This is a genomic window from Actinophytocola sp., from assembly GCF_045807065.1.
GTDB lineage: Bacteria > Actinomycetota > Actinomycetes > Mycobacteriales > Pseudonocardiaceae > Actinophytocola.
The window spans coordinates 1-25,991 of the sequence record NZ_JBJMIE010000458.1; the positions used below are offsets into that span (position 1 = coordinate 1).

Consider the following 25,991-nt stretch of genomic DNA (forward strand, 5'->3'; position numbering starts at 1 on the left):
ACGACGGCAACCTCGTCTACGCGGCGGGCACCCCGTTCGCCGAGCGATCGCTGGTACCGGACTGGATCGACCGCCCGTACCACGTCTACCGCGTCCGCCAGCCGGTACAGGCACTGACCGGCGCCGCGATCCCGTGGTTCGACCAACCGGGCGGCGGCACGGCCTTCCTCCTGCCGGACGCCATCGGCGAGCTGGTCGCACAGGGCCATCTGATGGAGATCAACGACCGCGAACGCCCGTCCTGACCACGTCAACGCACTGAACGAAGGGGCCGCTCGAAACACCGAGCGGCCCCTTCAAACGTCGGCGACCCACGCACCCGCCCGCCCAACATCTCCCGAACACCCCATCACCACCCGAACACCCGGCACCTCCCCAACACCCGGCACTTCGCCACGCCCCAGCACCCAACATCTCCCCAACACCCATCACCCTCGAACACCGGCCACTCCCCAAACACCGGCGATCCCCCAAACACGCGGCACTTCCCCAACGCACGACACCTCGCGACACCCCTGCACCCATCACCTCCCCAACACCCGTCACCCCCGAACACCCGTCACCCCCGAACACCGGCCACTCCCCAAACACCCATCACCCCCCGAACACCGGCCAGCCCCCGAACACCTGGCACCTCCCCAACACGCGGCACCTCGCCACACCCCAACACCCATCACCCCCGAACACCAGCTACTCCCCAAACACTCACCATCCCCCAAAGCACCGGCCAACCCCCCGAACACCCACCACACGCCCCGAACACCGGCCAGCCCCGAACAGCCGGCCCGCCCTGCCCATGACAGGCCTTCGCCGACTCGGGGCCGGTGAAGTTCCTCGCCCCCGTGTGCCGGAGAGCCCATCCGGGTCGGTCAGTCGCCGACCTGTAAGCCGTGGGCGGCGGCGAAGGCGATGGCCATGTCGATGTCCACCTTCGCGCCGGTGAGGGTTGCCTGGCGGAGGCCGTTGGCGTCCATGCGGGCGCCGCGGAGGTCGGCGTCGGACAGTTTGGCTTCCATGAGGCGGGCGCCGGTGAGGTCGCTGCCCGACAGGTCGCACTCGCGGAGGTCGGCGCCCGTCAGGTTGGCCTCGCGGAAGCGGAGGCCGGCGAGGGTGAGGGCGCGGAAGTTGGCGGCGCCGAGGCTCGCGAGGGTCAGGTCGGTGTCGGTGACCTGCCAGGGCCGGAAGCGGCACTCGTGGAACGTGGCTCCCAGGAGGCTGCAGCCGCGGAACTCCGAGTGCATCAGGTTGGTGCGCTCGAACGTGCACGACCGGAACGCCGACGTCGCGTGCTTGGACTCCCCGAGGTCGACGCGCGTGAAGTCGCAGTGGTCGAACGTGCAGCCCTTCGTCACCAGGCCGCGCATGTCGGCGTCGGTGAAGTCGGCCTGCTCGAAGTGGCGGCCCTCCCATCGCTGGTTGGACAGGTCGGCGTCGCGGAAGTCCTCCATGCCCCGCAGACTACGGAACGACCACGACAGGCCGCCGCGCGTCGTTGATCAGGAACTTCGCCACCCCGCCCGCGCCCCGACCGACGACGATGCAGTCCGCGTGCAGCTCCTCGGCCACCTTCTCCAGCCCGTGCGCCGGGTCACCGCGGTGGTGGACCAGCTCCCACCGCACGCCGATGGTGCCGAGGTAGTCGGCGACGGTCCGGCGCAGCTCGTCGACCAGCTCGTTCGCGGCCTCGGCGGCGGTGGCCATGCCGAACGGGGACCAGTAGGCCGGGCTGGTGATCGGTTCGACGTACACGAACACGAGCCGCGCCCGCTCCCGCCGCGCGAGCCCGCTGGCCCAGGCGGCGGCGTGCAGTGCGCGTGGCGTCCCGTCGACACCGACGACGATCACGGCAAGCCCGTCCTTACCGACCTCGTAGTCGCGCACGCCGGGATCCTATGGCCGATACCGGTCGGGTTGAATGGTTGTTATGCGGCTGATGTTGGTGGCGTTGTTGGGTGTGGTCGGCCGGGCGTTGGTCAGGGCACGCAGGTTGCCCCCGAACCGGCCGGCGCGGTTCACCGGGCACGGCGCGGTGGTGTGCCTCGGCGCGAGCACCGTGCAGGGCAACGTGAGCTTCAACTTCGTCGACGAACTGGCGCGGCGGCTGCCGGACCGGGCGTTCGTCAACGCCGGCATCAACGGGGAGACCTCCGCGCAGGCGCTGTCCAGGGTGCCGGAGGTGGTGGCGTGCCGACCGACCGACGTGATCGTGATGATCGGCGCGAACGACCTGTTCGCCATCCGCGGCAGCCGCATGGCGGGCGGCCGCCACACCACCCTCGACGAGTACCGGACCAACCTGACCGCGATCGTGCGCGGACTGACGCCGGCACGGGTGGCACTGATGTCGATCCAACCCTTGGGCGAGCGCCTGGCCTCGCGGGAGAACCAGGAGATGGACCGGCTGAACGCGGTGATCCGCTCGGTCGCGGAGGCCGAGGGCGTGGCGTACCTACCCTTCGGCGAGCGGATGAAGGACCTCGTGCGCGGCGGGAACCGGCCGTTCACGGACTCTCTGGGACGCGTCCTACTGGCGATCGTCCTGCGGCTGGGTCTCAGCGTCAGCCTGGACCACATCGGACGGCTGAACGGGTTCCGCGCCCACACCGAGGGTCTGCACCTGGCCAGCCCGGCCGGCCTCCTGGCAGCGGACCTGGTCGAGGAGTTCCTGCGGTCCTAGGTGTACAGCTCCCCCCGCAACAGGGTGCGGGTTGGCACGTGCTCCCCCTTCAGCATCCGCTCGAGGAGGTCGACGGCAGTCTCACTGACGAGGTAGGAGTCCTGGACGACCGTGGCCCGCAGCGGAGTCTGACGCGTATCGATGAGCGCGGTGGCTCCTGGAGTCCCGTCCACGCCGATGACCGTCGTCGCGGCCGCCGTGCCGTCGAGGAGCAACGCGTCGACCGCGCCGAGCGCCATCTCGTCGTTCGTGCAGAAGATGACTGTGGGGGTGCGGCCTTCGCCGCGTAGCTCCCGCAGGCAGTTGCACACGACGTTGCGGGCACGCGTGCGCGCGAACTCACCGCCATCGTTGACGATCACACGAGCCGCCGGCAGCTTCTCCCTCATGACTTCGACGAACCGTTGCTGGCGCCTCCGCTGTCCCCGGCCCCCCACGACCAGGACGATCTGCTCGCATTCCCGTTTCGTCGCCAGTTGGCCAACCACCCACTCCGCCGCGCACTCGCCGATGGCGGCGGCGTCGTAACCGACGAACGCGGTGTTCGGTGGATAGTCGCGTTCGTCGTTGAAGGGTTCGACATCCATCATGACGACGGGCCGGCGGAACTTCTGGCAGAACTGGATCAGGTCATGTCGGTTGCGCTCGAATTCCACGGGCACGACCAGGCCGGCTACGTACTGATCGCGCCGTGCCAGGATGCCGCGCAGGTGGTGCGCCTGACCGGTTGCGGAGTAGTCCTTGTCCGGGATCTTCAACACCATGTCCGTCCGGTGCCGATCGAATGCTCGATGCACATCATGAATCAACTCGGAAACCCAGTGTTTCTGACTGAAAGCGTGCACCACCAGGAAAACCATGCGTACCCGTCCCCCACGCCGGGCCGCCACCAGCACGACGACCAGGCACGTCATCACGACGATCGCCGCGATCAGCGACCACAGGGGGAACCGCCAGTTCAACCAGCTCGTTCGGGTAGCCGCTTCGACGGCGCCGAGAACCGCCGTCACGATTACCCCGCTGGTGACCGAGGTGGTGACCGCGAACAGTACTGGGTGCTCATCACGATCAAGGAACTTCATGGTGCCTGCCCTGGGGAAGGAAAGCACACGATTACCACACGCGGCCACTCGCACGAAGCACCGGTACCGCGGATATTATCGGAAATCCCGTGAGCGGCTGGGAATCCTCAGGTCGAGGGTTTCCAGCCGGTCGGCTTGGAGGCTTGTCACGCCCTCCGCGTTCTGCACCGTGCCGCGGACCAGGAGTGCCGACGAGTTCCGTGCGGTGCGGCGGTAGCGGGTCCACACGCCCGTCGTGCAGACGACGTTCACCATGCCGGTTTCGTCTTCCAGGTTCAGGAATGTGACGCCGCCGGCGGTGGCTGGGCGTTGACGGTGCGTCACCGCGCCGCCCGTCAGGACCCTGGTGCCGCTTTCGACGTCCGGCAGGGCGGATACCGGTAGCGCGCCCTGGCTGGTCAGCCACTCGCGGACGAACTGGGTCGGGAAGCTGTCCGGGGACATGCCCGTGGCCCACACGTCCGCCACCGCCAGCTCCATGCCGTTCATGCCGGGTAGCGGCGGGGCTTGCGCGCCCACCGTCGTGCCCGGTAGGCGGTCGAGGCGTTCACCCGCCACCGCGCCCGCCGCCCACAGCGCGTCGCGGCGGGGCAGGTCGAAGCAGGTGAACGCGCCCGCTGTCGCCAGCGCCTCTAGCTGGGCCTTCGTCAGCCGGGTTCGGCGGGACAGGTCGGCCATGTCCCGGTACGGGCCATTGGCGACGCGCTCCGCCACGATCCGTTCGGCCAGTTCGGTTCCGATCGTGCGAACCACGGACAGTCCAATTCGGACGATGTTCGACGGTTCCAGTGTCGCGTGGGAGACGCTGGCGTTGATGTCCGGGCCCCGGACGGTCACGCCGTGCCGCCGCGCGTCCGCCACCAGGGACTGCGGGCTGTAGAAACCCATTGGCTGGGCACGCAACAACGCCGCGCAGAACGCCGCCGGGTAGTACAGCTTGAACCACGCGCTCGCGAACACCAGGTACGCAAAGCTCAGCGCGTGGCTCTCCGGGAAGCCGAAGTTCGCGAACGCCACCAGCTTCTCGTAGATGCGGCCCGCCAGGGCCTCGTCGACGCCGTGCCGGGCAGCGCCTTCGTAGAAGCGTTCGCGGAGGCGTTCCATGCGGCGGGTCGAGCGTTTCGCGCCCATGGCACGGCGCAGCTCGTCGGCCTCCGCCGGGGTGAAGTCGGCCAGGTCGACCGCCACCTGCATCAGCTGTTCCTGGAACAGTGGGACGCCCTTGGTCTTGCGCAGTGCGTTCGCCAGCAGCGGGTGGTCGTAGGTGATCTCCTCGGCCCCGTTGGCGCGGCGGATGTACGGGTGCACCGAGCCGCCCTGGATCGGACCCGGGCGGATCAGCGCCACCTCCACCACCAGGTCGTAGAACTCCTTCGGCCTCAGGCGGGGCAGCGTCGCCAGCTGCGCGCGGCTCTCCACCTGGAACACGCCCACCGCGTCCGCTCTGGACAGCATCGCGTACACGCCGGGGTCGGCGAGGTCGAGCCTGTCGATGTCGACGTCGACGCCGTGGTGCTCGGCGACCAGCTCCACCATGTACCGCAGCGCGGACAGCATGCCCAGGCCCAGCAGGTCGAACTTCACCAGGCCGATGGCGGCGCAGTCGTCCTTGTCCCACTGCAGGACCGTGCGCTTGTCCATGCGGGCGCGCTCCACCGGGCACACCTCGCTGACCGGCCGGTCGCAGATCACCATGCCGCCCGAGTGGATGCCCAGGTGCCGCGGGAAGTCCTCCAGCTGGCCGGCCAGCTCCAGCACCGTCGCCGGCACGTCGTGGTCGTTCTCCCCGACCGTCTCCTTCACCGGGGCCCAGCGGTCGATCTGCTTGCTCCACGCGTCCTGCTGGCCCGGCGAGTAACCCAGCGCCTTCGCCATGTCGCGCACCGCCGACTTCGCCCGGTACGCGATGACGTTCGCGACCTGCGCGGCGTGCCTGCGGTCGTAGCGCTCGTAGACGTACTGTATTGCTTCCTCCCGGCGGTCCGACTCGATGTCCAGGTCGATGTCCGGTGGGCCGTCGCGGGCGGGCGCGAGGAAGCGTTCGAACAGCAGGTTCCAGCGGACGGCGTCGACCTTGGTGATCCCAAGGGCGTAGCAGACGGCGGAGTTGGCCGCCGAGCCGCGGCCCTGGCAGTAGATTCCCCTGCCGCGGCAGAAGTCCACGATGTCGGCGACGATCAGGAAGTAGCCGGGGAAGCCCAGCTCCTCGATCACCGCCAGCTCGTGGTCGAGCTGCCGGTACGCCTTCGGGTTCTGCGCACGCGTGCCGTAGCGGAGCAGCGCGCCGGCGAACGTCTTCTCCCGAAGGTAGCTGAGCTCGGTGTGGCCGGAGACCTCGAACGGCGGCAGGTTCGGCGCGACCAGCTGCAGGTCGAACGACAGCTGCACGCCCAGCAGCGCCGACCGCGCCACCGCGCCCGGGTACCGGACGAAGCGGCGCCGCATCTCCGCCCCCGACCGCAGGTACGCGGTGGGAGACGGCGGCAGCCAGCCGTCCATGTCGTCGAGGCTGCGCCGAGCCCGGACCGCCGCCAGCGCGGTCGCCAGCTCGCCGCGGTTGGGCCGCGCGTAGTGGACCGCGTTGGTGGCGACCGTCGGCAGCCGCAGTTCCCGGGCCATCTCGGCGAGCAGGTCGTTGTGCCTGGTGTCGCACGGGTAGCCGAGGTCGACCAGCTCGACGAACGTGTGGTCGCGGCCGAACGCGTCCGCCAGCCGGGCCAGCTCGGCGAACGCCGCGTCCGCGCCGTCCCGCAGCAGCGCGCGGCGCACGGACGCCTTGCGGCAGCCGGTGAGCGCGACGACGTGGCCCCGCGTCTGGTCGACCACGTCGTCGAAGTCGTAGACCGGGCGGCCCTTCTCGCTGTGGTCGGCGAGCTGGCCGTCGGTGATCGTGCGGCACAGCCGGCCGTAGCCGTCCACGCCGGTGGCGAGCAGCAGCAGGTGGTCGCCCTCCGGGTCGGCCACCCCGTTCTGCGGCTGGGCGAGGCCGAGGCTCAGCTCGGTGCCGAAGACCGTGCGGATGCCCAGTTCCCGTGCCGCCTCGGCGAAGCGGACCACGCCGTACATGCCGTCGTGGTCGGTGATCGCGATGGCGTCGAGGCCGAGCAGGGCGGCGGTCTCGACCAGTTCCTCCGGGTGGCTCGCGCCGTCGAGGAAGCTGAAGTTGGAGTGGCAGTGCAGTTCCGCGTACGGCACACGGGCGTCGGGGTCACCGCCCACGCCTACCGCACCCCGACGTTCTCCGGGGAGCGGCGGGGAGAAGGGATGAGCATCGCGAGCCCTTCCTCCTGGGACGCCTGCTGTTGCGGGTAGCCCGCGAGGCAGGTCGGGTTCGGGTGCCCGATGACGAACTGCCGGCAACTCCCGTTGGCGAAGCGGCATTCCGGGCAGCGCTGGTTTCGATTGGTCGCTGCGCTCACTCGCCCAGCCGCCTCCTTCCGTCGTCGCGGGCTCGTCGCTCGTTCCTCGCTCCTGAGCCCGCTCCTCCGTCAGTCCGGCGGGGGGCTCCCTCGCTTCGCTCCTGGTTCATCAGTCGTAGATCCCTTCCACTGTCCACCGCTGCTCGGACAGGACGAGGAGCAGCGCGGTCTGTTCTTCCAGCAGCACCTGCAGGCGGGCGCGGCGGCACGGCCTGGTCCACCAGCGGACGTCCGTGGTCCACGGGCCGGCCCAGGCACGGACCTGGCGCGGCTGACCGCCGTCGACCGAGACCTGGCACGGCTTTCCGGTCAGCTCGTGCCGCGCGCTGATGTCGACCGGCCGGCCGTCTTCGTCGAACACCTTGGCGGGCAAAGGGTTCGCGAACACGGTCGCCGGGGACGGCGCCGGCAGGCGGCCCGGCCACGGCGGATCCGGGTCGCGGCGGGGGGAACGCTCGTCGCCCCACGGCACGAGCCGGACCTCCTCGCCCGGGTCGCGGCCGCCGCCGAGAACCGGGGTGACCACGGCGTCCGGACCGAGCAGGCCCTGGACGTGCACCATGGCGCGGCCGGCGCGTTCGTCGGCCTCGGCGCGGCCTTCGCCGCGCCACAGGTCGAGCTGCAGGGCGTGGCCCTCGACGACCTCGACGGGTTCGAGGCGCAGGGTCGTGATGCCCGCGGAGGGGCGTTGGTCCCTGCCGGCCGTCGAGCTCAGCCAGCCGTCGAGCTGCCAGCGGACGCGGTCGGCGATGCCGCCCGGGGTCAGGGGTTCCGCGCAGCGCCAGACCCTGGTGCGCTCCTCGCCGTTGGCCGTGGTGGCGTTGATGCCGAGGCGGGTGCAGGCCAGGCCGTGCGCGGCGAGGCCGGCATGGAACTTCTCGGCGAGCGTGCGTGCCACGAACGCGGCGGCGTCCACGCGTTCGACGGGTGGGTCCAGCTCCTCGGTGACGTTGAGCTCGGGCGGCGGCCGGCGGCGGGCCGGCGGCCGTTCCTCCTGGCCCCCGGCCAGGCGGTGAGCGAGGACGGCATCGGCGCCGAAGCGGGCGGAGACGTCCTTCTCGGGCACCCCGGCGAACGCACCCAGCGTGCGCAAACCCAGGCGGCGCAACAGGTCCACGAGGTCGGCGCGGTGGTGGCCCTCGGCGGGGCGGTGCAGTTCGCGGACGCTCAGCGGCTCGAGGAAGGCCGGGCTCGCGCCCTCTGGCACCAGGATGCCGCGGCGGGCGGCGAGGATGGCCGTGAACACGCCGTCGGCCACGCCGACCTGGCACTCCGCACCGGTGCGGTCGGCGACCTGGTCGATGAGCCGCTCGGCCGCCTGCTCCTCGCCCTTGAAGTAGGAGGCGGGGCCGCGGGCAGGGACCGCGACCACGCCGGGTCTGATGATCTCGACGCCGACCGCCAACTCCTCGACGGCGGCGGCGACGGGCTCGAACAGCCGCGCGTCCCGCACCGGATCGGCGGGGAAGACGACCAGCTCGGGACAGCGGGCCTGCGCCTCCCGCCGCCGCATCCCACGACGGACGCCCTCGCCCCTGGCCAACGCCGAACACGCCACGACGCGGTTGGCCTCGACCACCGCGACGGGCTGGTGCGGCGTGAGCCGTGCCGCCGCCGACGCGGCCGTAACCGGCCAGTCGGGACACCACACGACGAGCATCCGTTGCATGTGTCGAACATACGTTCGAACACTGTGGACGTCAAGTTGAGGGCTACTTTGGTGGCGTCACAAGGGAAAGCGGGTCGGCGACGAGGGTGGGGTCGCTCGAAGCCTGTTCGAACGCGGAACGGGAGTCGGGGGTCGAACGCGAGGCATGGGACGTCCTGAAGGCGCCTCCAGCCCTGGGCGCGGGTGCCCCGGAGGTCCCCTTCGGCACATCGGGCGTGGTGAAGGGGACCTCCGGGGAGGTGGGCCGGGGCGCGGTGGGAGTTGCTGCCCCGGCCGGGGTCGTGAGGATCTTGAGCCTTCCCTCCGGTTTTCTCGGGGTGGGGAGGCCCTTCGGGGCATCGGCCGGTGGCGGGGAGAGCCGATCGGTACCGAACGCCCCGAAGGGGTCTGTCGCGGGGAGGAACAGCCGCGCCTGCGTGGGTCGGGTGGCGGCGCCCCTGCCGCGCACGCTGACGTGGACCTCCCGCGTGGTCAGGTGGCCGTGGCCGTCACCGAGGCCGGACCATGTCGCGGCCTCCCGCGTCAGCTCCAGGTCGGCGCCCGGCCACGGCCCCGTGGACACCAGCACCGCCCCCCTGTGACGGGCCCGCGCGGACAGGCGGTGGAGCTGCGCGTCCGTCAGGCGACCCGGGTTCACGGCCACCAGGTCCATCCCGTCGAGCAGTGCCGCCACCACCCTGGGCAGGTCGGCGCCCGGGTGACGGACCAGCGCGAGGCGTTCGACCGCGACCCCCAGCTCCGACGCGGCCCGCAACCCCAGGTCGGGCATGCCCACCAGCGCTGCCCACGAGCCCGTCTCCGTGGCCCGCGCCAGCACCGCGAACAGCAACGCCGTCGACCCCCGGACGGCCACCGTGCCACCCCTGCGCAGGCCGCCCTTCGGGAACAGCTCCCCGAGGACGGCGTGCACGGGTAACATCCGGGACCGGTCGTCCGGAACTCTGGCGAGGTCGCTGGCCACCCCCACCGCACCGGAGGCAGCCAGCGACGACATCGCACCCAACGCCGGCATTCGCATGCTCCTTCCCCACCAGGCGCTGCGGGGAAGGCAGCAACTCGAACGCCTGTTCGATAGTAGCACGCTGTGCGGGGGAACGCGACCCGCTACGGGTCCAGGGTGAGGTGCGGGGACAGCGCCCGCAGGAAGTCGGGGGCGTCGAAGATCTCGCCGGCGGAGGCGACGCCGACCGTCCTGGTCCGCCCGGTGAGGATCCGGTGCACCGCCTCCACCGCCAGTGGCGCGGTGACGGCGTAGATGTCCCGCCCGCTGGCCACCGCACGCCGTTCCGCGCCGCCGGAGCGCACGACGACGTCGACGAGGAAGGTCTGCGCGGACCGCCCGCGCTCGTCGACCGCGACGGGGCTCGGGGTGTCCGCGGCCGACAGGTCCCTGGCCGCCTCGACGGCCATGTAGGTGCACACCGACGGGATGGACAGGTGGCTGGGGATGGTGACGACATCGGCCATCGTGAACTCCCCGATGACCTCCCGGGTGCCCATCGGGTCGGGGAAGGACCACTTCAGGGTGGGTGGGGCGTCCTCGCGGTAGTCCAGCCGCCCGTTCCGGTACACGACGCGCCGGCCGTCGCGCCGCTGCCGGGAGACCGCGCCCGCGACGCGCGTCCCGGCCGTGGGATGCCAGCCGCTCAGCCCGTACGCGACGTGCGCCTCGTCCGCCGTCGTCCAGTCGCCCATCGCCGCGGTGGCCAGCAGGTCCCCGAGGCCGCCGAAGAAGGCCATCGCGGGGACGACCACCGCTCCCGCCGTGCGCGCAGGCTCGGCGAAGTGCGCGAACGTGTCCACGTTGGCCTCGATCTCGGCCGCCACGTCCACGTACGGGACTCCGGCGCGCAGGGCCGCCTCGACCACGGGGGCGGCAGTGGTGGCGAACGGTCCGGCGCAGTTGACCACCGCCGCCGTCCCGGCCAGCGCGCGGTCGAGGGCGACCGGGTCGTCGACCGACGCCGGCCGGATCTCCTGGCCGGACCCCGCCGCCCGGAGCTTGTCGGCGTCGCGGCCGGACAGGACCGGGACGAACCCGCGCTCCAGCAGCTCCGCCACCACGAACCGCCCGGTGTGCCCGTACGCGCCGTACACCGCCACCAGCTGACCCATAAGGTCCTCCCCTGTTCGAATGACCAACGGAGTCATCCTGGCGGTGACGGGCACCGCATCGTGAGTGTCCGGAACGACACGATCCATACAATTCCGGACATGGACACTGTCGCGCTGGCCGTCACCGACGGGATGCTGCACTTCGAGCTGTCCCTGGCGCACGAGGTCTTCGCCGCCGCCCCGGACGGCGTCACCGTCGCCTGGTACGACCTCACCGTCTGCGGCCCGGTCGCCGTGCGGTTCGGCCGGTTCCGGCTGGAGCCCGACGCGGGGTTCGACCGGCTCCGGCACGCCGGCACCGTGATCGTCCCGGGCTGGGCCGACGTCCACCAGGACCCACCCGCCGACCTGGTCGACGCGGTGCGCGCGGCCCACGAGGCGGGCGCACGCGTGGTCTCCCTGTGCACGGGGGTGTTCGTGCTGGCCGCGGCCGGACTGCTGGACGGGCGGCGCGCGACGACGCACTGGGCGCACACCGAGGCCCTGGCCGCCCGCTACCCCCGCATCGAGGTCGACCCGGACGTGCTCTACGTGGACAACGGCAGCGTGCTCACCTCCGCCGGCAAGGCCGCCGCGCTGGACCTCTGCCTGCACCTCGTCCGCCTCGACCACGGCTCGTCGGTCGCCAACGCCGTCGCCCGCCGGCTGGTCGTCCCACCGCACCGCGCCGGCGGACAGGCCCAGTTCGTCACCACCCCCGTGCCCGCCCAGGACGACCACCCGCTCGCCGGCCTGTTCCCCTGGGTCATCGAACGGCTCGACCAGCCGCTGACCGTCGAGGACCTGGCCCGCCAGGCACGCATGAGCACACGCCACCTGGGTCGCCAGTTCCACGCCGCGACCGGCACCACCCCGCTGCGGTGGCTGCTGACCCAGCGCATCCGCCACGCCCAGGAGCTGCTGGAGAGAACCGACGACAACATCGACACCATCGCGGCGGCCACCGGCATGGGCACCGCCACGACACTGCGCCGACACTTCAACCGCACCGTCGGCGTCCCTCCGGACACCTACCGCCGCACCTTCCGCGCACGGCCCCGCTGACGACCGCTGAGCACGTGCGCGAACGGCGTGACCCGGCTCGTCACGGCATCTCGTCCAGGTGATGACCCAGCGCCGACAGGCGGTCCGCCCACAGCACGCGGTAGGGCGCCAACCAGCTCTCCAGCTCCCGCAGCGGTTCCGGGCTGAGCCGGTACACGCGGCGCTGGGCGTCCTGGCGCACCGACACCAGACCGTGCTCCCGCAACAGTTTCAGGTGCTTGGACACGGTCGGTTGCGCGATGCCGAGCCGCTCGACCAGCTCACCGGCCGCGCGTTCGCCCCCGCGCAGCAGTTCGAGGATCTGCCGGCGGTGCGGCTCGGCGACGACCTCAAAGATCGAGCGCACCGGAAAGCCGCTTCAACCCGAGGTCCCAGCCGGCATCGACGGCCGCCGCGGTGCCGCCGTCACCGACAACGTTGGTGAACACCAGGCGGCAGCCACCATCCGCCGCAGACAGTTCCCACCGGAGGGTCTCGTCGTCCCAGGTGTACTCCAGCAGCGCGGGTGGTTCGAACGCCAGCACCCGGCCCTGCCCGGCCGGCAGCCCCTCCGCGACGAACGTCAGCTCGGCCCCCGGCGCGAAGGCAAGCGCCGAACGGTCGTAGTCGAGGATCTCCACGAACCAGCGGCGCAACTCCGCGGGCTCGGTCAGGGCTCGCCACACCTTCTCCCTCGGGTGCGCGTACCACCGCTCGAACCGCAGCTCCACGCGTCCGTCCGCCAGCTCCCGCACCGTGCCGAACATCCACTACCTCCTCGTATTGACGATTAGCAATATTACCAGTGAGCAATGTAAGGTGCCGAGTCCTTGTCACCGGACCACGAGCGCCGAGGGCGAACCTGTCACCAAGCTGACAAACCGTGGGTTTGTTACGTGCGGATGTGACATCTCGCGCCCGCGGACCGATAAGCCGAGTGCCACCGCTCGAAGACGCGCGGGCCGAAGGGGGCACACATGACTGTCGAGTACCGCCTCGACAACAACGTCCTGCCGAAGCCGCTGGCCGATGTCCTCAGACCCGAGTTCGCGAGCGTCGCGGCCGAGATCGTCGACGAGATCCGCGCGAAGATCCCCAACTACGCGCGACCGCTCGACGGCCCGTACGGCAAGTCCATCAAGGCCGGGGTGCAGCACGCCCTCACCCTGTTCATCGAGCAGATCGCGAACCCGGACGCGTCCGCGCAGAAGTGCTACGAGGTGCACCACAAGCTCGGCCAGAACGAGATGCGCGAGGGCCGCAGCCTCGACGACCTCCAGGCCGCGTACCGGGTCGGCGCCCGCGTCGCGTGGCGGCGGATGATGCGCGTCGGCAAGCGGAACGGGCTTTCCTCGGCGGTGATGTCGCAGCTGGCGGACGCCGTGTTCGCCTACATGGACAAGCTGGCGTCGGTCGCGCTCGACGGCTACCTGGAGGCCAAGGCGACCTCAGCCGGCGCACTGGAGACCTGGCGCCGCCGCCTGCTCGGCATGATCCTGCAGAGCCCACCCGCGCCGGCAGCCGCCATCGCCGAGCTGGCGCAGCTGATCAGCTGGCAGGTCCCGGAGAAGGTGTCCCCGATCGCCGTGCACCCGTTGCCCGGCACCGGCCACAACCAGCGCAAACCCACCCTCGACGGCGACGTCCTCGCCGACCTCGACGGCATCGAGCCGCGCCTGCTCGTCCCCGGCGAGGTGACCGACGGCCGCCTGGCGGCGATCCGGGCGGCGCTGCCGCAGTGCCGGCTCGCGGTCGCCCCGTGCGTGCGGTTGGACGCGGCCGCGTACGCACTCCGCTGGGCGAGGAAAGCCCTTTCCCTGGCGCAGCAGGGCGTGCTGCCGGACCGCCAGGTGATCCGCGCCGAGCACTACCTGTCGACGGTACTCGTCCACTCGGACGACCGACTGCTGGCGACCCTCCGCGACCGGCTGCTGGCACCCCTGCGCGAACTCACCGTCAAGCAGCGGGAGCGGATGCTGGAGACGCTACGCGCGTGGCTGGACGTGCAGGGCAGCGTGCCGGACATGGCCGCACTACTGGACGTCCACCCCCAGACGGTCCGCTACCGCATGCGACAGCTGGAACAGTCGCTGGGAACTCTCCTCCACGACCCACACCAGCGGTTCGAACTGGAGCTGGTGCTACGCGCCTCACCGCGACGCCGGGAAGCCGAGGTGCAGCTACCGGCGCAACGCCGCTGAACGCTGTGAAGGACCCCTTCGGGGCGGTGGAAAGCCTCGAAGGGGTCCTTCACAGCACGTACGACTAGCCGACGACCGCGGCGTGCCAGCGGGTGGAGAGTTGCTGGCCCTCGGTCGGGGCGAAGCTGCGCGGGGTCTGGAAGCCGCCCAGGTTGGTGACCGGGTTGGTGAGCACCAGGTTGTTCTCACCGGCGGGCGAGGGGAGGCCCTGCTTGAGGTCGACCGCGCCGGAGAGGATGCCCAGCAGGCCGCAGCCGTTGGACCTCGGGACCGCGAACGTGCTGTCGCCCTGGTCCGCGCCCGACAGTGACAGGTAGCCCTGCTGCCCGGTCGCGCTCGGGGTGCCGTCCGGGCTGAAGCGGACGACCTTCGCCGTCGGCCTGGTCAGGTTGGCCGGCTTCAGCACGATCGGGTTCGAGTTGGAGCCGATGTAGCAGTTACCACCGAGGAGCGGGTTGTCGAGCTTGATCTTGACCGGCAGGTTGATGATCGGCGTCCCGGCGCCGGTGCCCGCGGCGAGGTTGAAGCCCGTCGGCGCGCCCGCGGACTGGATCGTCGCGGTCACCCGGTTCAGCGGGTTGTTCGCCAGCGTCAGGCAGATCGCGGAGACCACCGGGATGTTGCTCGGGCACATCAGGCCGAGAAGGCCGCCGGGGATGTCCACCGCGTCACCGAGCACCGCGCCGCCCGAGGGCGCCACGGTCGTGTACGTCCCGCCCTGGTTCAGTACGCCCAGCTGCAGGTCGGTCGAGCCGGTCGTGAGCGTGGTCGAGCCGATCGTGAACGTCCCGGACTGCGCATGGGAGGACAGACACAGCGCGGCCACGGTCGCCCCGTCCGCGGCGAGCATCGCGGGGTCGTCGACCGGGCAGCGGTTCAGCGGGGCCCACGCGCCGGCGAGGGTCGCGGCCGACGCGGGAACCACGAGCGCGAGGGACGCGGCCACGGCCGCGAGCATCACGAAAAGACTTCTTCGAACAGTTGACACGGAACACCTCTCACAGACTCAGCCTGGGTTTTTCCGGCACTCCAAAATCAAAACGAAATCAACGCTGGGGAGTCGGCGCGACCGGCGGGCAGTTGACGCCGTTGCCGAGCGAGCACACCTTGCCTTGCGTCATTTTGACGTAGTTGTTCGGACCAGAAATCAGTCCGGTCAACAGCGGGTCGAGGTCCTCGGTCTCACCACAACCCGAAAAAGGTGGAATCGTGACCGTGCCGGTCAGCACGCCACCGTTGGTGATGCTGTAGGTCGCGGGGGTCGCCTTCAGCACCGCGTCGATCGGCGTCTCGGTCATGCAGTTGCGGCCCAGCTTGACCTTCGTGCCGTTGACGTAGGCCTCCAGGAGCTGGACGGACAGCCGGAGCCGTGCCGTCACCTCTCCCGCGGTGGTGCCCTGGAACCAGATGTACACGCTGCCCGTGTCGAGCTGTTTGAGCTGCATCGTCCCGGTCGTCGGTATGGCACCGAAGATGAAGAACGAGGCGGGCGCCTTCGGGTAGCGGGGATCGTTGGGCTGCGGGTCGGGCGGCGGCGGAGAACCGGCCGGCGGCGGCTCGGGGTTGTTCGGCAGCACGGCGTTCCAGGAGCAGAACTTGCCCGTGACGCCGTCGCAGTTGCGCGCGAAGCTGCCGGCGGAGATGTTGATCAGGCCGGCCGGTTGCAGCGCCGAGGCGTTGAGCTTGTTGACGTTCGTGAATCCGGTCAGCTTGGCGCAGTAGCTCTGGAAGCCGGGCACGTCGTTGCCGTGGTCGTCCTTCGGCGCCGGGAGCTTGTGACACTCCTTCGGGACGTCGGCGAGCCCCTGGGCCGACGGGGCGGCAGCCTGCGAGCCGACCTTGATGCCCGGCTCGGGCACCTCGGGTGTCGGCGCGTCCACGTCGGACATCCGGACGACGGCCAGCGCGGCGTCGCCGTCCGGGACGCAGGTCAGGTCCGTGCTCGGCGGCTCGGTCGCGGTGCCGTCCGCGGTCCAGCCGGTGAGGGTCGCGGTCAGGCCGGCCGCGGTGAACGACAGGTCGCCCGCCGCGTTCACGGTCACCGGCTCGGGGGTCGCGGTGCCGGTGAACACCGTCGGGCCGTCCGCCACGAGCGGCACCGGCTGGTCACCGGAGGCGCCCCAGGTGGCCGACGCCGCGGTCTTGTCCTGGACGATGCTCGTGTCCAGCTTCACCGTGGACGTTGCCGTGACCGCGCCGGCGGCGGACAGGTCGGCCAGCACCTCGGGCGGCACGCTCAGCGCGAGCGCCACATCGGTGGGCTGGACCGGCTCGCCGGTCTTTCCGCTGGTGGGGAAGGTCGCGGTCACGTGCAGTGTGACCGCCCACGTCCGGTCCGTCGGACGGGCGCACTGGTAGGCGAGGTCGACGTCGACCTTCCGCTGGTCCTCCTGCGCACCCGCGGTGGTGGGGCCGGCCAGCGCGACGATCACGCCGGCAGCGGCCAGCACGCCGATGATGGCCACCCGTCGAACCCGGCCGCCCATGACGCCTCGCCTTTCCTGTGGAGCTGGTTCGTCCGACCGGTGCGAGACCGGCCGGACGAACCGGATGGAGAAACTACGGGCTGGTGACGGTCAGCCCCGGGGTGATGGCGTACGAGCCGGAGAAGTTGGCGTGCTCACCCTGGTTGATCAGGCCCAGGCAGTTGTTGTCCGGGTCGACGAAGCTGACCTCCAGCGTGAAGTCCGGCAACACCTCGAGCGTGCTGGTGCTGTTGGAGTACGTCACGTTCACCGAACCGCTGGCGGTCGCGTTGCAGCCCGGGCCGACGATGTCGGCGTTGATGTTGTCGATCGTGCCGGTCGTGACGTCGCTGCCGTCGTAGGAGACGCCGTTCAGCGCCCAGTCACCGACCTGGGTCACCTCGAAGGTGAGGCCGAACGGTCCCGAGCAGTCGATGAACTGGATGCCCGGCGACTCCGGGATCGTCGCGAGCGGGTTCGACAGGCCGGAGCCGCTCTGGGCCGTCCCGTCCACGCTCGACGAGGCGCAGGAGAGCTGAATGCCGGACTCCTGAATCTCCAACAGTGTCTCGCCTGCGGTCCCGTGGAAGGCACCGCCCGGAGTGACGGTCCACGTCGGGTCGGCCGAGGCGGTTCCCGCCGCGGCTGCCGACACGATCAGAGCCGCTCCTGTGGCTAATACACCAATGAATCGTGCTCGCATACGATCGTTCCTTTCTCCCGACTAAATTTCGGGCGTTCTGCTGCCCCGAAAAATTATGTTACCTGTCAGTAACAGAGGCCACAACAACCATTTTGCGTTTTGTCGGACCACGCTAAACACGAACTGTGGAGTTGTCATGGTCGGATAAACTTCAGCGTGGCGACATGTCCGTTATCACCCAGCGTTCGCCCTCCTTTTTCGCGGTAATGGAGAGTTGGGCGGCCGCGGCTGAAGTGGTGTTCGTGTCGACCCTCGTGGCGGACTGGTCGAGGAACACGAACAGTTGTGCCCGGTCACCCTCCAGCGACTGCACGGCCGAGTAGACGACCCGTGTGGTGAGCACGAGCTTCTGCTCCGGCGCCTTGTCCCTGACCTCGGCGAAGAGCTTGTCGTAGGTGGTCAGCGCGTCGCCGCGGAGGACCTCCTTCGCGGCCTTGTCGGTCACGTCCGTCTTGTCGTAGGAGTACGAGAAGATCTGGTTGAGCGCGTTGCTGACCGACGCGCTCACCTCGGCCGTGGCGCCGGTGTCGACGAGCGCGCTGTTGCGTGCGGCGGGCGAGTCACGCAGGTTGGCCGCCGCGATCAGCGCCCAGGCGCCCGTGCCGACCAGCAACGCGGCCACCACGCCGAGTGCGACGGAGATCCGGCGCGGACTGAAGAACCGGCCCCGTGCCGGGGTGTCGTCGCCGTCGTCGGGTGGGTCGTCCTCGACGTCGCCTTCCTCCAGGTCGGCCTCGTCCTCGAAGTCCTCGGCGTCCTCGGCGTCCTCGGTGCCGTCCAGGTCCTCGGCGTCATCGAGGTCGTCGTGCTCGAGGTCGCGGTCCTCGTCGACTTTCGTGCTCATTGCGCCCCCAACGGCACCTGGTCGAGGGCGGACAGCTTCCAGCCGCCGTCCACTCGCGACATGCCGGCCACGAAACGGTTCCGTTTGGCGACCGGCGGTGAGCCGTCCTTCACGGTCGAGATCTCCACCGACACCAGCAGCTTCGCGGTGCCGGTCCGTGCGTCCAGCTCGCTCACCGCCGCGTCCAGGACCCGGCCGGTGGCGACCGTGCCCTGACCGGTCAACGCCTTCCTGGTCTTCGCGTCGGTCGCGGCCAGCTCGTCCCGCAGCCCACCGGTCGACACGGCGAGCCACTTGTCGATGCCGCCGTCGACGTCGTGGGCGTCCAAAGTGGTCAGTGTGGCGACCTGCGTCCTGGCGACCGAGAGGACCTCGTCCCGCGTGTTGGCGTAGGCGATCGAGTCGTCGTTGCCGGCCTGCAGCCAGGTCCAGCCGCCCCAGCCGGCGAACACGAGCGCGGCGACCACGACGCCGAGCATCACCTTCACTTCTCGAGCCACAGCAACTCCTTCACGCTGGACGCCAGTGGCAGGTCGGGTGCACCGAGCGGCCCGGGCAGCGTGACGCCGCCACCCGGCACCACCGGCTCGGGCACGCCACCCCGCGGCGCGTTCTGCGCACCACGCACCAGACGCTCGTCGTCGGACGGGAGCGTGCAGGCGGTGTTCGTGTCGAACGGCAGGTAGGACGTGGCCTCGCCCTGCCGGTACGGCGTCCGGTAGCCGGTCGCGCACGGCGGCGAGTTCCAGAAGTTCAGCACGATCGACAGGGTCGCGCCCGTCGGTGTGATCGACGTCGACGCCTCGGCCACCGCCTTCGGCAGGTTCACGAACAGCTGCCGCATGCCACCGATCCGGGACTCGAAGATCTCCGCGGTGGTCGTGAGGTTCGCGATCAGCACCGGCAGGCCCGGGTTCGTGTCGGCCAGCAGCCGCGACAGCTGGGTCGCGGCCTGCGGCGCCGCGCCGATCAGGTGGCGCAGATCGCCGTCCGCGCTGGCCAGCTCGTGCGCGAACAGCTTGGCGTTGCTGGCGAAGTCCCGCCACGCCGCCGACGACCTGAGCTGCGTCTTCAGCACCGTCGAGCCGTCGTCGATCAGCATCGTGGTCTGCGGCAGGTGGTTCGCGGCCTCGTCGGTGAACGACATGGTCGAGTCGAGCAGCACCTGCAGGCTCGGGCCGGTGTCGTTCATCGCCGTGTACAGCTCGTCGACGACCACCCGCAGCGACTCGGTCGGCACGGACTCGTTGAGGGCGCTCAGGTTCGACAGCAGCGTGGTGACCGGCATGGGGGTGCTCGTCTGCTCCCGGCGGATCACCGAGCCGTCCGCGAGGAACGGCCCGCCGTCACCGCGCGGCTGCAGGTCGACGTACTGCTCACCGATCGCCGACCGGTTGGCCACCTCGGCCTTCGTGTCCACCGGGATGGCCGGCGCCGAGTCGTCGATGACGAGGTCGGCCTCCATGCCCTTGTCGGTCAAGCGCATGTCGCCGACCCGGCCGACCGCGACGCCGCGGTAGGTCACCTCGCTGTTGGTGAACAACCCGCCGCCGTCGGCCAGCTCGAGCCGGACGGTGTAGGTGCCGCCGCCCATGAGCCGGTCCATGCCCGCGTAGTTGGCGCCGACGAACGCGACCGCGGCCAGCGCGATCACCACGAACGCGAGCACCTGCCACCGAACCGTCCTGGTGAGCATCAGCTACCTCCGGCGGGGACCAGCAGCGGCGGCAGCGGCGTCGGGAAGTCCTTGTCGGGCGTGATGGTGAAGAAGATGTTGATGAAGTCGCCCTTCTTCGCGTTCAGCACCTCGTCGGTGAACGGGAACGTCGGCAGGATCTCCAGCGCCTGCGGGAGGTTCTGGCCGGCGGCGGCGAGCTGGTCGAGGATCGGCGCGATGGCCCGCAGGTCCGTGACCATGTCGTCGCGGGTGGCCTTGATCGTGTTGACCGCGACGTCGGACAGCGTGTCCAGCGACTGCAGCATGGTGACGAGCGCGGTGCGCTGGTCCGACAGGGCCTGCAGACCCGGCGTGAGGTCGGTGAGCGCGCCCTTGATCTGGTCGTTGCGGCCGGCGAGCGTGGTGGACAGCTGGTTCAGGCCGTCCAACGCGTCGGTGATGTCGGCGCGATGCGCGTCCAGGTTGGTCACCAGCTCGTTCACGTTCGACAGGAACGCCCTGATCTCCGGCTCGTTGCCGGACAGCGCGCTCGTCAGCTCCTGGCTGATCGTGCGCAGCTGACCGATGCCACCGCCGTTGAGCAGCAGCGACAGCGCGCCGAACACCTCCTCGACCTCGGCGTGCCGGTTGGTGCGGTCGGCGGTGATCACCGCGCCGTTCCGCAGCCGGCGGGTGTTGTCGCTGCCCGGCGGGGCGGCCAGCTCGACGAACTTCTCACCCAGCAGGCTCGACTGGCGCAGGCTCGCGGTCGCGTCCGCGGGCAGCTTCACGTCGCCGTTGACGGCCACCACGACCCGCGGTGTCCAGTGGTCCGCGCCGCCGAGCCTGATCGACTCGACGCGGCCGACGACCACGTCGTTGACCTTCACCGCGGCCTGCGGCACCAGGTCGAGCACGTCGGCGAACTCGACGGTGACCCGGTACGGGTGGTCGCCGAGGTCGGCGCCGCCGGGCAGCGGCAGGTCGTAGATGCCGTTCACGCCGGTGGAGGTGCACCCGGCGGCGAAGACGAGAACCGCCGCGAGTGCCGCGACAACCCGCCTCAGCGGCCGGCCTGTCGCTCCGCGGGCTCCGCTCATCGTCCACCACCCAGCGGGACGCCGTCGGTGATCGGCAGCGGCAGCGCCACCGGGCTGTCCGCGAAGTACTCCAGCAGCAGCCCCCGGCCCTGCAGCGTGCCCGTGCTCGGGTTGTACCCCTGCACGACGTTGGTCACCGCGAGCGGCGCCACGTCCAGCGCCTCCGCCAGCGACGCCCGGTTGTCCACGAGCTGCTGGGTGGTCCGTGCCAGCTTGTCCACATTGGACTTGATGGCGAGGCGGTTCTTCTTGATGAAGTCCTGGATGCTGGCGAGCGCGTCCCCGAGGGTCGCCAGCGCGGTGGTCAGGTCGTCCCGGTCGGCCGCCAGCGTCTGCGACACGTTGGCGAGCTGCTGGTTGACGTCGTAGACCTGCTTGTCGTTGTCGGCCAGCATCCCGGTGAACTTCTGCAGCTCGTCGATGGTGCCGAACAGGTCGTCCGCCGAGCCGGACAGCGTCCGCGCCGCGTCGGCGAAGTTGCGCACGCTCTCGTTGAACGCCTCGCCGTTGCCCTTGAGGTTGGCGGCGCCGGTGTCCAGCAGGTCCGACAGCGCACCGTCCTTGTTGGCGCCGTCCGGACCGAGTGCGGTGATGATCGTGTTGAGGCTCGCGTACAGCTCGTCCAGCTCGACCGGGGTCGCGGTGCGGGACTCGGGGATGACGGCCCCGTCCTTGATCACCGGGCCGTGGCTGTCGATGTCGGTGAGCTGCACGTACCGGTCGGAGACCACGCTCGGCGCGATCACGACCGCCTTGGTGTCGGCCGCGATCGGCAGCTTGCTGTCCACCGTGAACACGACCTCGACGCGGCTCCCGCGCGGCGTCACCGAGTCCACGGAGCCGACCTTCACGCCGAGCACCTGCACGTCCGAGCCCGCGTAGACGCCGACGGTGCGGGAGAAGTACGCCGTGAGCCGCTTCTGGCCGTCACCGCCGAAGGTCCACCACAGCACGCCGGCCGTGACCACGCCGAGGACCAGGACGATCGCGACGAGGCGGCCCAACCGGCGGCGTGCCCGTGTCTCGTTCACCTGCCACCCCCTGCCGGCCGCTTGGCGTCGCAGGGTTGGCGGTTGTCCGGCACCAGGCCGCAGACGTAGGTGTCGATCCAGCGGCCGCTGCCCGTGATGTTGGTGAGCGTGCGGAAGTACGGGCCGGCGAGTTGGAGGCTGCGGTCGAGCTGGTCGCCGTACCTGGTGAGGATGTCGGTCACCTGGTCGAGCTGCCCCAGTGCCACCCCGAGCTGCTTGTCGTTGTCCGCGACCAGCCCGGAGAGCTGTTTGGCCAGGTCACTCGTGCCGGTGAGCAGGTCGTGGATGGCGTCGCGGCGCTTGTTCAGCTCGTCCAGCAGGAGCTTGCCGTCGTCGAGGAGCTTGTCGAACTCGCCGTTCGTGCCGGCCAGGGTCGAGGTGATCTGCCGGCTGTTGGCGAGCAGCTGCGCGAGCTGGTCGTCCCGCGAGGAGATGGTGCGGGACAGTGCGCTCAGGCCGTCCAGGGCGGTCCTGACGTGCTCCGGCGAGTCGGCGAAGGTGTCCGAGATCGTCTGGAAGCTCGCGGCGAGCTGGCCGGTGTCGATGTCGCCGACCGTGTTGGCCAGCCCCTCGAACGCCTGCGTCACGTCGTACGGGGTGGCCGTGCGGTCGAGGCCGATGGGGTTGTCCGGGTCCTGCGCCTGGGCGCCGGTGGGGTGCAGGGCGAGGAACTTGCGGCCCAGCAACGTCTTGATCTTGATGGCGGCGGTGGTGTGGTCGCCGATCCAGGTGTCGTCGACCTGGAACGTGACCAGCACGCGGCCGAAGTCGTGCGCCTCGTCCAGCTCGACGTCCTTCACCGTGCCGACCTTGACGCCGGCGACCCGCACCTCGTCGTCCGGCCGCAGCCCCGCGGCCTCGGAGAACTGCGCCTGGTAGGTGGTGCCGCCGATGCCCGGCAGGTCGCCCCAGAAGTAGACGAGCGCGGCGACCCCCACCAGTACCACCGTGCCGATGATCCCGATGGGCACCGGATTGCGCTCACGAAAGGACTTCACCGCGCCTCCTCGCCCGCTCCGTGGCGCCGGAACGCTCCGCAAGCTGCGCTCATGAGGACTTGCACCTCGGATCGTCGTTGACGTAGTGCTGGTTCGGGTAGTGGACGACGGTCTCCTCGCACACGTAGAAGTTCAGCCACGAGCCGTACGACGCGGCCCGGCCGAGCGCGTCGAACTTCTCCGGCGTGGCGACCAGGAACCGCTCCAGCTCCGAGCTGCCGGCCACGAGGTTCGACGCCAGCATGCCGAGGCCGGAGATGCTGTCCTTGAGCGGCTGGCGGGCCTGGTCGAGCAGGCCGGCGGTCGCGCTGGTCAGGTCGGCCATGCCCTGGATCGCGTCGCCGATGGCGGTGCGGTCGCCGGCCAGGCCGGACACCAGCTGCTGCAACGTCGAGACCAGTGTGGACAGTGCGTCACCCTGGCTGTTGATGTTGCCCAGCACCGAGTTCAGGTTCTTGATGACCGAGCCGATGACCTGGTCGCGGTCGGCGAGCGTGCTGGTCAGCGAGCCGGTGTGCTGCAGCAGACTGTCGACCGTGCCGCCCTCTCCCTGCAGCACCTGGATGATCTCGCCGGACAGGTCGTTGACGTCCTTCGGCGAGAGCGCCTGGAACAGCGGCTTGAAGCCGTTGAACAGGTCGGTCAGGTCGAGCGCGGGGTGCGTGCGGTCGAGCGGGATCTGCGCGTTCGGCTTCAGCAGGTCGTTGGACAGCCGCTCGCCGCGGTCGAGCGCGATGTACCGCTGGCCGACCATGTTGCGGTACTTGATGGTCGCGGTGACGTCGGCCGGCAGCGGCATGGACTTGTCCACCGACAACTCGACCAGCGCCAGGTTCTGGTCCACGACGGACAGTGCGTCGACCTGGCCGACGCGCACGCCGCGGATGCGCACGTCGTCACCGGGGTTGAGCGAGGTGACGTCGCTGAAGCGGGCCGAGTAGGTGATCGTGTCACCGACGTTCGTGTTGGCGATGGAGACCGCGAGCACGGCCGTGGCCAACCCGGTGACCAGCACGAAGATCAGGCCCTTGATGAGCGGCCCGGCGAGTTTCCTCATCGGAGCTCCACCTCCGTCCCCCGGTAGAGCGGCCCGACGAGGACGCTGCTCCACGACGGCACGTCGCCGACCGACGGCGCGAGCAGCGTCGCGATCAGTTCCCGCTCCTGCGGGGAGTTCGGCAGGCCGAGGTCACCGCCGCCGTCGAGCAGCGGGTGCCCCTCGCTGCCGGTCCGCGCCGCGGCGACGCCCTGGGTCGGCGCCACACCGCTCGGGTAGCAGCGCGGGCCGGAGTCCACGTCGTACACCGGGTCGTCCCTGCCCGGCACGTACTTGCCGGGATCCTGGGTGACGACGACGTTGGCGTGGATACCGGGCTGGTCCGTGCCGGCGCCGAGCATCTTGTCCACGGACGGCTTCAGGTCGGTCAACGCCTTGAGCGTGCAGGGGAAGCTCGGCGAGTACCGGGCGGTCACCTCCAGCGGCAGCTTGCTGGTGCTGACGAGCCGGATCAGGTTGGCCTCGTTGTTCCGCAGGAAGATCGTGACGTCCTGGGCCGAGCGGGTCACGTCCGCGTACAGGTCGGTGAGCTGGACCCGCTGATCGGCAACGGTGTCGAGGGTGACCGACGAGTCGGTGAGCGAGTCGAGCAGGTCCGGCGCGATGTCCCCGTACAGCTTGCTGACCTGTGCGAGCTTGCGCAGGTCGTCGGTCAGCGTCGGGAGGTCGGGGTTGAACTTCTCGAGGTACTCGCCGGTGGAGGCCATGGTCTCGCCGATCCGCTCGCCGCGGCCCTCCAGTGCCGTGGAGATCGCGGTGAGGGTGGTCGCGAGCTTCTGCGGCTGCACGGCCTTGAGCACCGGCAGCAGGTCGTCGAACACGCGCTCCAGCTCGATCGCGTTCTTCGACCGGTCCTGGCGGACCACATCTCCCGCCACCTGGGTGCCCTGCGGGCGGGCCTGTGACGGAGGAGGGGGGCGCGGCGATGTCCAGCGGCTACTTGGAGCGACTGTTCGGGATGTCCGGCCAGGTGGCGGTGGTCATCGGCGGCACGGGGGTCCTGGGGGCGGCCCTGGCCAAGGGACTGGCGCAGGCCGGGGCGACAGTCGTCGTCGCCGGCCGGAGCCCGGAGAAAGGGGCGGCCCGCGTCCGGGAGATCGCCGAACTCGGCGGCCGGGCCGTCGCCGCGCAGGTCGACGTCACCCGGCGCGAGTCGATCGACGGGCTGCTGCGGCACGTGCTCCAGACGCAGGGCCGGGTCGACATGCTCATCAACGGTGCGGGGGTCAACAGCGCCAGCGCGTACTTCGAGGTCAAGGACGAGGACTGGGACCGGGTCATCCAGAGCAACCTCAAGGCGGTCCACTGGGGCTGCCAGGTCTTCGGCCGGCGGATGGCCGAGGCGGGGGGCGGGTCGATCCTGAACGTCGCGAGCGTCTCGTCGCACCTGCCGCTGTCGCGGGTGTTCGCCTATTCGGCCTCGAAGGCGGCGGTGGTCAACCTGACGCAGAACGTGGCCCGCGAGCTGGCGCCGATGGGCGTCCGGGTCAATGCGCTGGCCCCCGGCTTCTTCCCCGCCGAGCAGAACCGCAAGATCCTCGACCCGGCCCGGGTCGAGAAGATCATGGCGGGGACGCCGATGGCCCGGTTCGGCGAGCCGCCCGAGCTGGTCGGCGCGACGATCCTCCTGCTCTCCCGGGCCGCCGGCAGCTTCATCACCGGCGCGACGTATTACGTCGACGGCGGCTTCACGGCCATGCGTCTCTGATCCCGAGCCGGCCCGCAACGGAGGCCCCGTCTTGATCCGATCCGCCGTGACGGTCAGCCTGGTCGAGGAAGCTCGGGGCGGCCCCTTCGTCTACTGGAGCGACCTGGCCGACGCCTGCAAGCAGTCCCAGAAATACGGCTTCGACGCCGTCGAGGTCTTCCCGCCGGCCCCCGACGCGGTCGACCCCGCCGAACTGGGCCGGCTGCTCGCGGACAACGGCCTGAAGCTCGCGGCGGTCGGCA

Annotated in this window: 26 protein-coding genes and 1 pseudogene; 6 read left to right on the forward strand and 21 right to left on the reverse strand. The window is 70.4% G+C overall.

Features of this window, described 5'->3' with window-relative positions; genetic code table 11:
• Nucleotides 1–245: TNT domain-containing protein (locus ACJ73U_RS26825; protein WP_407780487.1), on the forward strand; the 245-nt coding region annotated here is incomplete at its 5' end.
• A gap of 624 nt (nt 246–869) precedes the next feature.
• On the opposite strand, the gene ACJ73U_RS26830 is transcribed toward ACJ73U_RS26825, so the two are convergent.
• Nucleotides 870–1,448: a pentapeptide repeat-containing protein gene (locus tag ACJ73U_RS26830; RefSeq protein WP_407780488.1), complete on the reverse strand. Its 579-nt coding sequence runs from the start codon at nt 1,446–1,448 to the stop codon at nt 870–872.
• A 10-nt stretch (nt 1,449–1,458) separates the two neighbouring features.
• Nucleotides 1,459–1,881 (reverse strand): universal stress protein, encoded by a 423-nt coding sequence (locus ACJ73U_RS26835; protein ID WP_407780489.1) that lies wholly within the window; start codon nt 1,879–1,881, stop codon nt 1,459–1,461.
• A gap of 43 nt (nt 1,882–1,924) precedes the next feature.
• On the opposite strand from ACJ73U_RS26835, the gene ACJ73U_RS26840 reads away from it, so the two are divergent.
• Nucleotides 1,925–2,677 (forward strand): SGNH/GDSL hydrolase family protein, encoded by a 753-nt coding sequence (locus ACJ73U_RS26840; protein ID WP_407780490.1) that lies wholly within the window; start codon nt 1,925–1,927, stop codon nt 2,675–2,677.
• On the opposite strand, the gene ACJ73U_RS26845 is transcribed toward ACJ73U_RS26840, so the two are convergent.
• From ACJ73U_RS26845 to ACJ73U_RS26870, 6 genes are all read right to left on the reverse strand, one after another.
• Complete coding sequence (locus tag ACJ73U_RS26845) at nt 2,674–3,759, reverse strand: sugar ABC transporter substrate-binding protein (RefSeq protein WP_407780491.1); 1,086 nt, start codon at nt 3,757–3,759, stop codon at nt 2,674–2,676. The genes ACJ73U_RS26840 and ACJ73U_RS26845 overlap by 4 nt on opposite strands.
• Before the next feature lie 75 nt (nt 3,760–3,834).
• Nucleotides 3,835–6,978: an error-prone DNA polymerase gene (locus tag ACJ73U_RS26850; RefSeq protein ID WP_407780492.1), complete on the reverse strand. Its 3,144-nt coding sequence runs from the start codon at nt 6,976–6,978 to the stop codon at nt 3,835–3,837.
• A gap of 2 nt (nt 6,979–6,980) precedes the next feature.
• Nucleotides 6,981–7,178, reverse strand: a complete 198-nt coding sequence (locus ACJ73U_RS26855) for a hypothetical protein (RefSeq protein WP_407780493.1) — start codon at nt 7,176–7,178, stop codon at nt 6,981–6,983.
• A gap of 109 nt (nt 7,179–7,287) precedes the next feature.
• A complete protein-coding gene (locus ACJ73U_RS26860; protein WP_407780511.1) occupies nt 7,288–8,838 on the reverse strand; it encodes a DNA polymerase Y family protein in 1,551 nt (516 codons plus the stop codon).
• A gap of 52 nt (nt 8,839–8,890) precedes the next feature.
• Entirely contained in the window at nt 8,891–9,859 is a 969-nt protein-coding gene (locus ACJ73U_RS26865; RefSeq protein ID WP_407780494.1) for a hypothetical protein, read from the reverse strand.
• A 92-nt stretch (nt 9,860–9,951) separates the two neighbouring features.
• A complete protein-coding gene (locus ACJ73U_RS26870; RefSeq protein ID WP_407780495.1) occupies nt 9,952–10,962 on the reverse strand; it encodes a saccharopine dehydrogenase family protein in 1,011 nt (336 codons plus the stop codon).
• Nucleotides 10,963–11,061: 99 nt separating this feature from the next.
• Here ACJ73U_RS26870 and ACJ73U_RS26875 point away from each other — a divergent pair, with 99 nt between their 5' ends.
• On the forward strand, nt 11,062–12,006 hold the full coding sequence (locus tag ACJ73U_RS26875; protein ID WP_407780496.1) for a helix-turn-helix domain-containing protein: 945 nt from the start codon (nt 11,062–11,064) through the stop codon (nt 12,004–12,006).
• A 40-nt stretch (nt 12,007–12,046) separates the two neighbouring features.
• Here the strand turns inward: ACJ73U_RS26875 and ACJ73U_RS26880 are convergent, their stop codons facing one another.
• Together ACJ73U_RS26880 and ACJ73U_RS26885 are read right to left on the reverse strand one after the other, a co-directional pair.
• A complete protein-coding gene (locus ACJ73U_RS26880) occupies nt 12,047–12,352 on the reverse strand; it encodes an ArsR/SmtB family transcription factor (RefSeq protein WP_407780497.1) in 306 nt (101 codons plus the stop codon).
• The gene (locus tag ACJ73U_RS26885) at nt 12,336–12,752 is read right to left on the reverse strand and encodes an SRPBCC domain-containing protein (protein ID WP_407780498.1); all 417 of its coding nucleotides are present in this window, start codon (nt 12,750–12,752) and stop codon (nt 12,336–12,338) included. Before ACJ73U_RS26885 ends, ACJ73U_RS26880 begins: the two co-directional genes overlap by 17 nt.
• Nucleotides 12,753–12,962: 210 nt before the next feature.
• On the opposite strand from ACJ73U_RS26885, the gene ACJ73U_RS26890 reads away from it, so the two are divergent.
• Nucleotides 12,963–14,186 carry a helix-turn-helix domain-containing protein gene (locus ACJ73U_RS26890; protein ID WP_407780499.1) on the forward strand — a complete coding sequence of 408 codons (1,224 nt, stop codon included), beginning with the start codon at nt 12,963–12,965 and terminating at the stop codon, nt 14,184–14,186.
• Between the two features lie 64 nt (nt 14,187–14,250).
• On the opposite strand, the gene ACJ73U_RS26895 is transcribed toward ACJ73U_RS26890, so the two are convergent.
• The 11 genes and pseudogenes from ACJ73U_RS26895 to ACJ73U_RS26945 all read right to left on the reverse strand — a co-directional run.
• Nucleotides 14,251–15,144 (reverse strand): hypothetical protein, encoded by an 894-nt coding sequence (locus tag ACJ73U_RS26895; RefSeq protein WP_407780512.1) that lies wholly within the window; start codon nt 15,142–15,144, stop codon nt 14,251–14,253.
• 88 nt (nt 15,145–15,232) lie between these two features.
• Nucleotides 15,233–16,672, reverse strand: a complete 1,440-nt coding sequence (locus ACJ73U_RS26900) for a DUF6801 domain-containing protein (protein WP_407780500.1) — start codon at nt 16,670–16,672, stop codon at nt 15,233–15,235.
• Between the two features lie 73 nt (nt 16,673–16,745).
• Nucleotides 16,746–17,306, reverse strand: a complete 561-nt coding sequence (locus tag ACJ73U_RS26905) for a hypothetical protein (RefSeq protein WP_407780501.1) — start codon at nt 17,304–17,306, stop codon at nt 16,746–16,748.
• A gap of 199 nt (nt 17,307–17,505) precedes the next feature.
• Nucleotides 17,506–18,198 carry a hypothetical protein gene (locus ACJ73U_RS26910; RefSeq protein WP_407780502.1) on the reverse strand — a complete coding sequence of 231 codons (693 nt, stop codon included), beginning with the start codon at nt 18,196–18,198 and terminating at the stop codon, nt 17,506–17,508.
• Nucleotides 18,195–18,698, reverse strand: coding sequence for a hypothetical protein (locus tag ACJ73U_RS26915; RefSeq protein WP_407780503.1), 504 nt, complete (start codon nt 18,696–18,698; stop codon nt 18,195–18,197). The genes ACJ73U_RS26910 and ACJ73U_RS26915 overlap by 4 nt, the downstream gene beginning before the upstream one ends.
• Nucleotides 18,683–19,894, reverse strand: a complete 1,212-nt coding sequence (locus ACJ73U_RS26920; protein ID WP_407780504.1) for an MlaD family protein — start codon at nt 19,892–19,894, stop codon at nt 18,683–18,685. The genes ACJ73U_RS26915 and ACJ73U_RS26920 overlap by 16 nt, the downstream gene beginning before the upstream one ends.
• Entirely contained in the window at nt 19,894–20,955 is a 1,062-nt protein-coding gene (locus ACJ73U_RS26925) for an MCE family protein (RefSeq protein WP_407780505.1), read from the reverse strand. The genes ACJ73U_RS26920 and ACJ73U_RS26925 overlap by 1 nt, the downstream gene beginning before the upstream one ends.
• On the reverse strand, nt 20,952–21,986 hold the full coding sequence (locus ACJ73U_RS26930; protein ID WP_407780506.1) for an MCE family protein: 1,035 nt from the start codon (nt 21,984–21,986) through the stop codon (nt 20,952–20,954). The genes ACJ73U_RS26925 and ACJ73U_RS26930 overlap by 4 nt, the downstream gene beginning before the upstream one ends.
• Nucleotides 21,983–22,984 (reverse strand): MCE family protein, encoded by a 1,002-nt coding sequence (locus ACJ73U_RS26935; protein WP_407780507.1) that lies wholly within the window; start codon nt 22,982–22,984, stop codon nt 21,983–21,985. The genes ACJ73U_RS26930 and ACJ73U_RS26935 overlap by 4 nt, the downstream gene beginning before the upstream one ends.
• Before the next feature lie 49 nt (nt 22,985–23,033).
• Nucleotides 23,034–24,041 (reverse strand): MCE family protein, encoded by a 1,008-nt coding sequence (locus tag ACJ73U_RS26940; protein ID WP_407780508.1) that lies wholly within the window; start codon nt 24,039–24,041, stop codon nt 23,034–23,036.
• Nucleotides 24,038–24,916, reverse strand: a pseudogene (locus tag ACJ73U_RS26945) (MCE family protein); the annotation flags it as partial. The pseudogene ACJ73U_RS26945 and the gene ACJ73U_RS26940, both read right to left, overlap by 4 nt.
• A 50-nt stretch (nt 24,917–24,966) precedes the next feature.
• Between ACJ73U_RS26945 and ACJ73U_RS26950 the strand changes: the two are divergent.
• A complete protein-coding gene (locus tag ACJ73U_RS26950) occupies nt 24,967–25,749 on the forward strand; it encodes an SDR family NAD(P)-dependent oxidoreductase (RefSeq protein ID WP_407780509.1) in 783 nt (260 codons plus the stop codon).
• Nucleotides 25,750–25,780: 31 nt separating this feature from the next.
• The coding region (locus tag ACJ73U_RS26955; RefSeq protein WP_407780510.1) for a hypothetical protein at nt 25,781–25,991 on the forward strand (211 nt) is incomplete at its 3' end.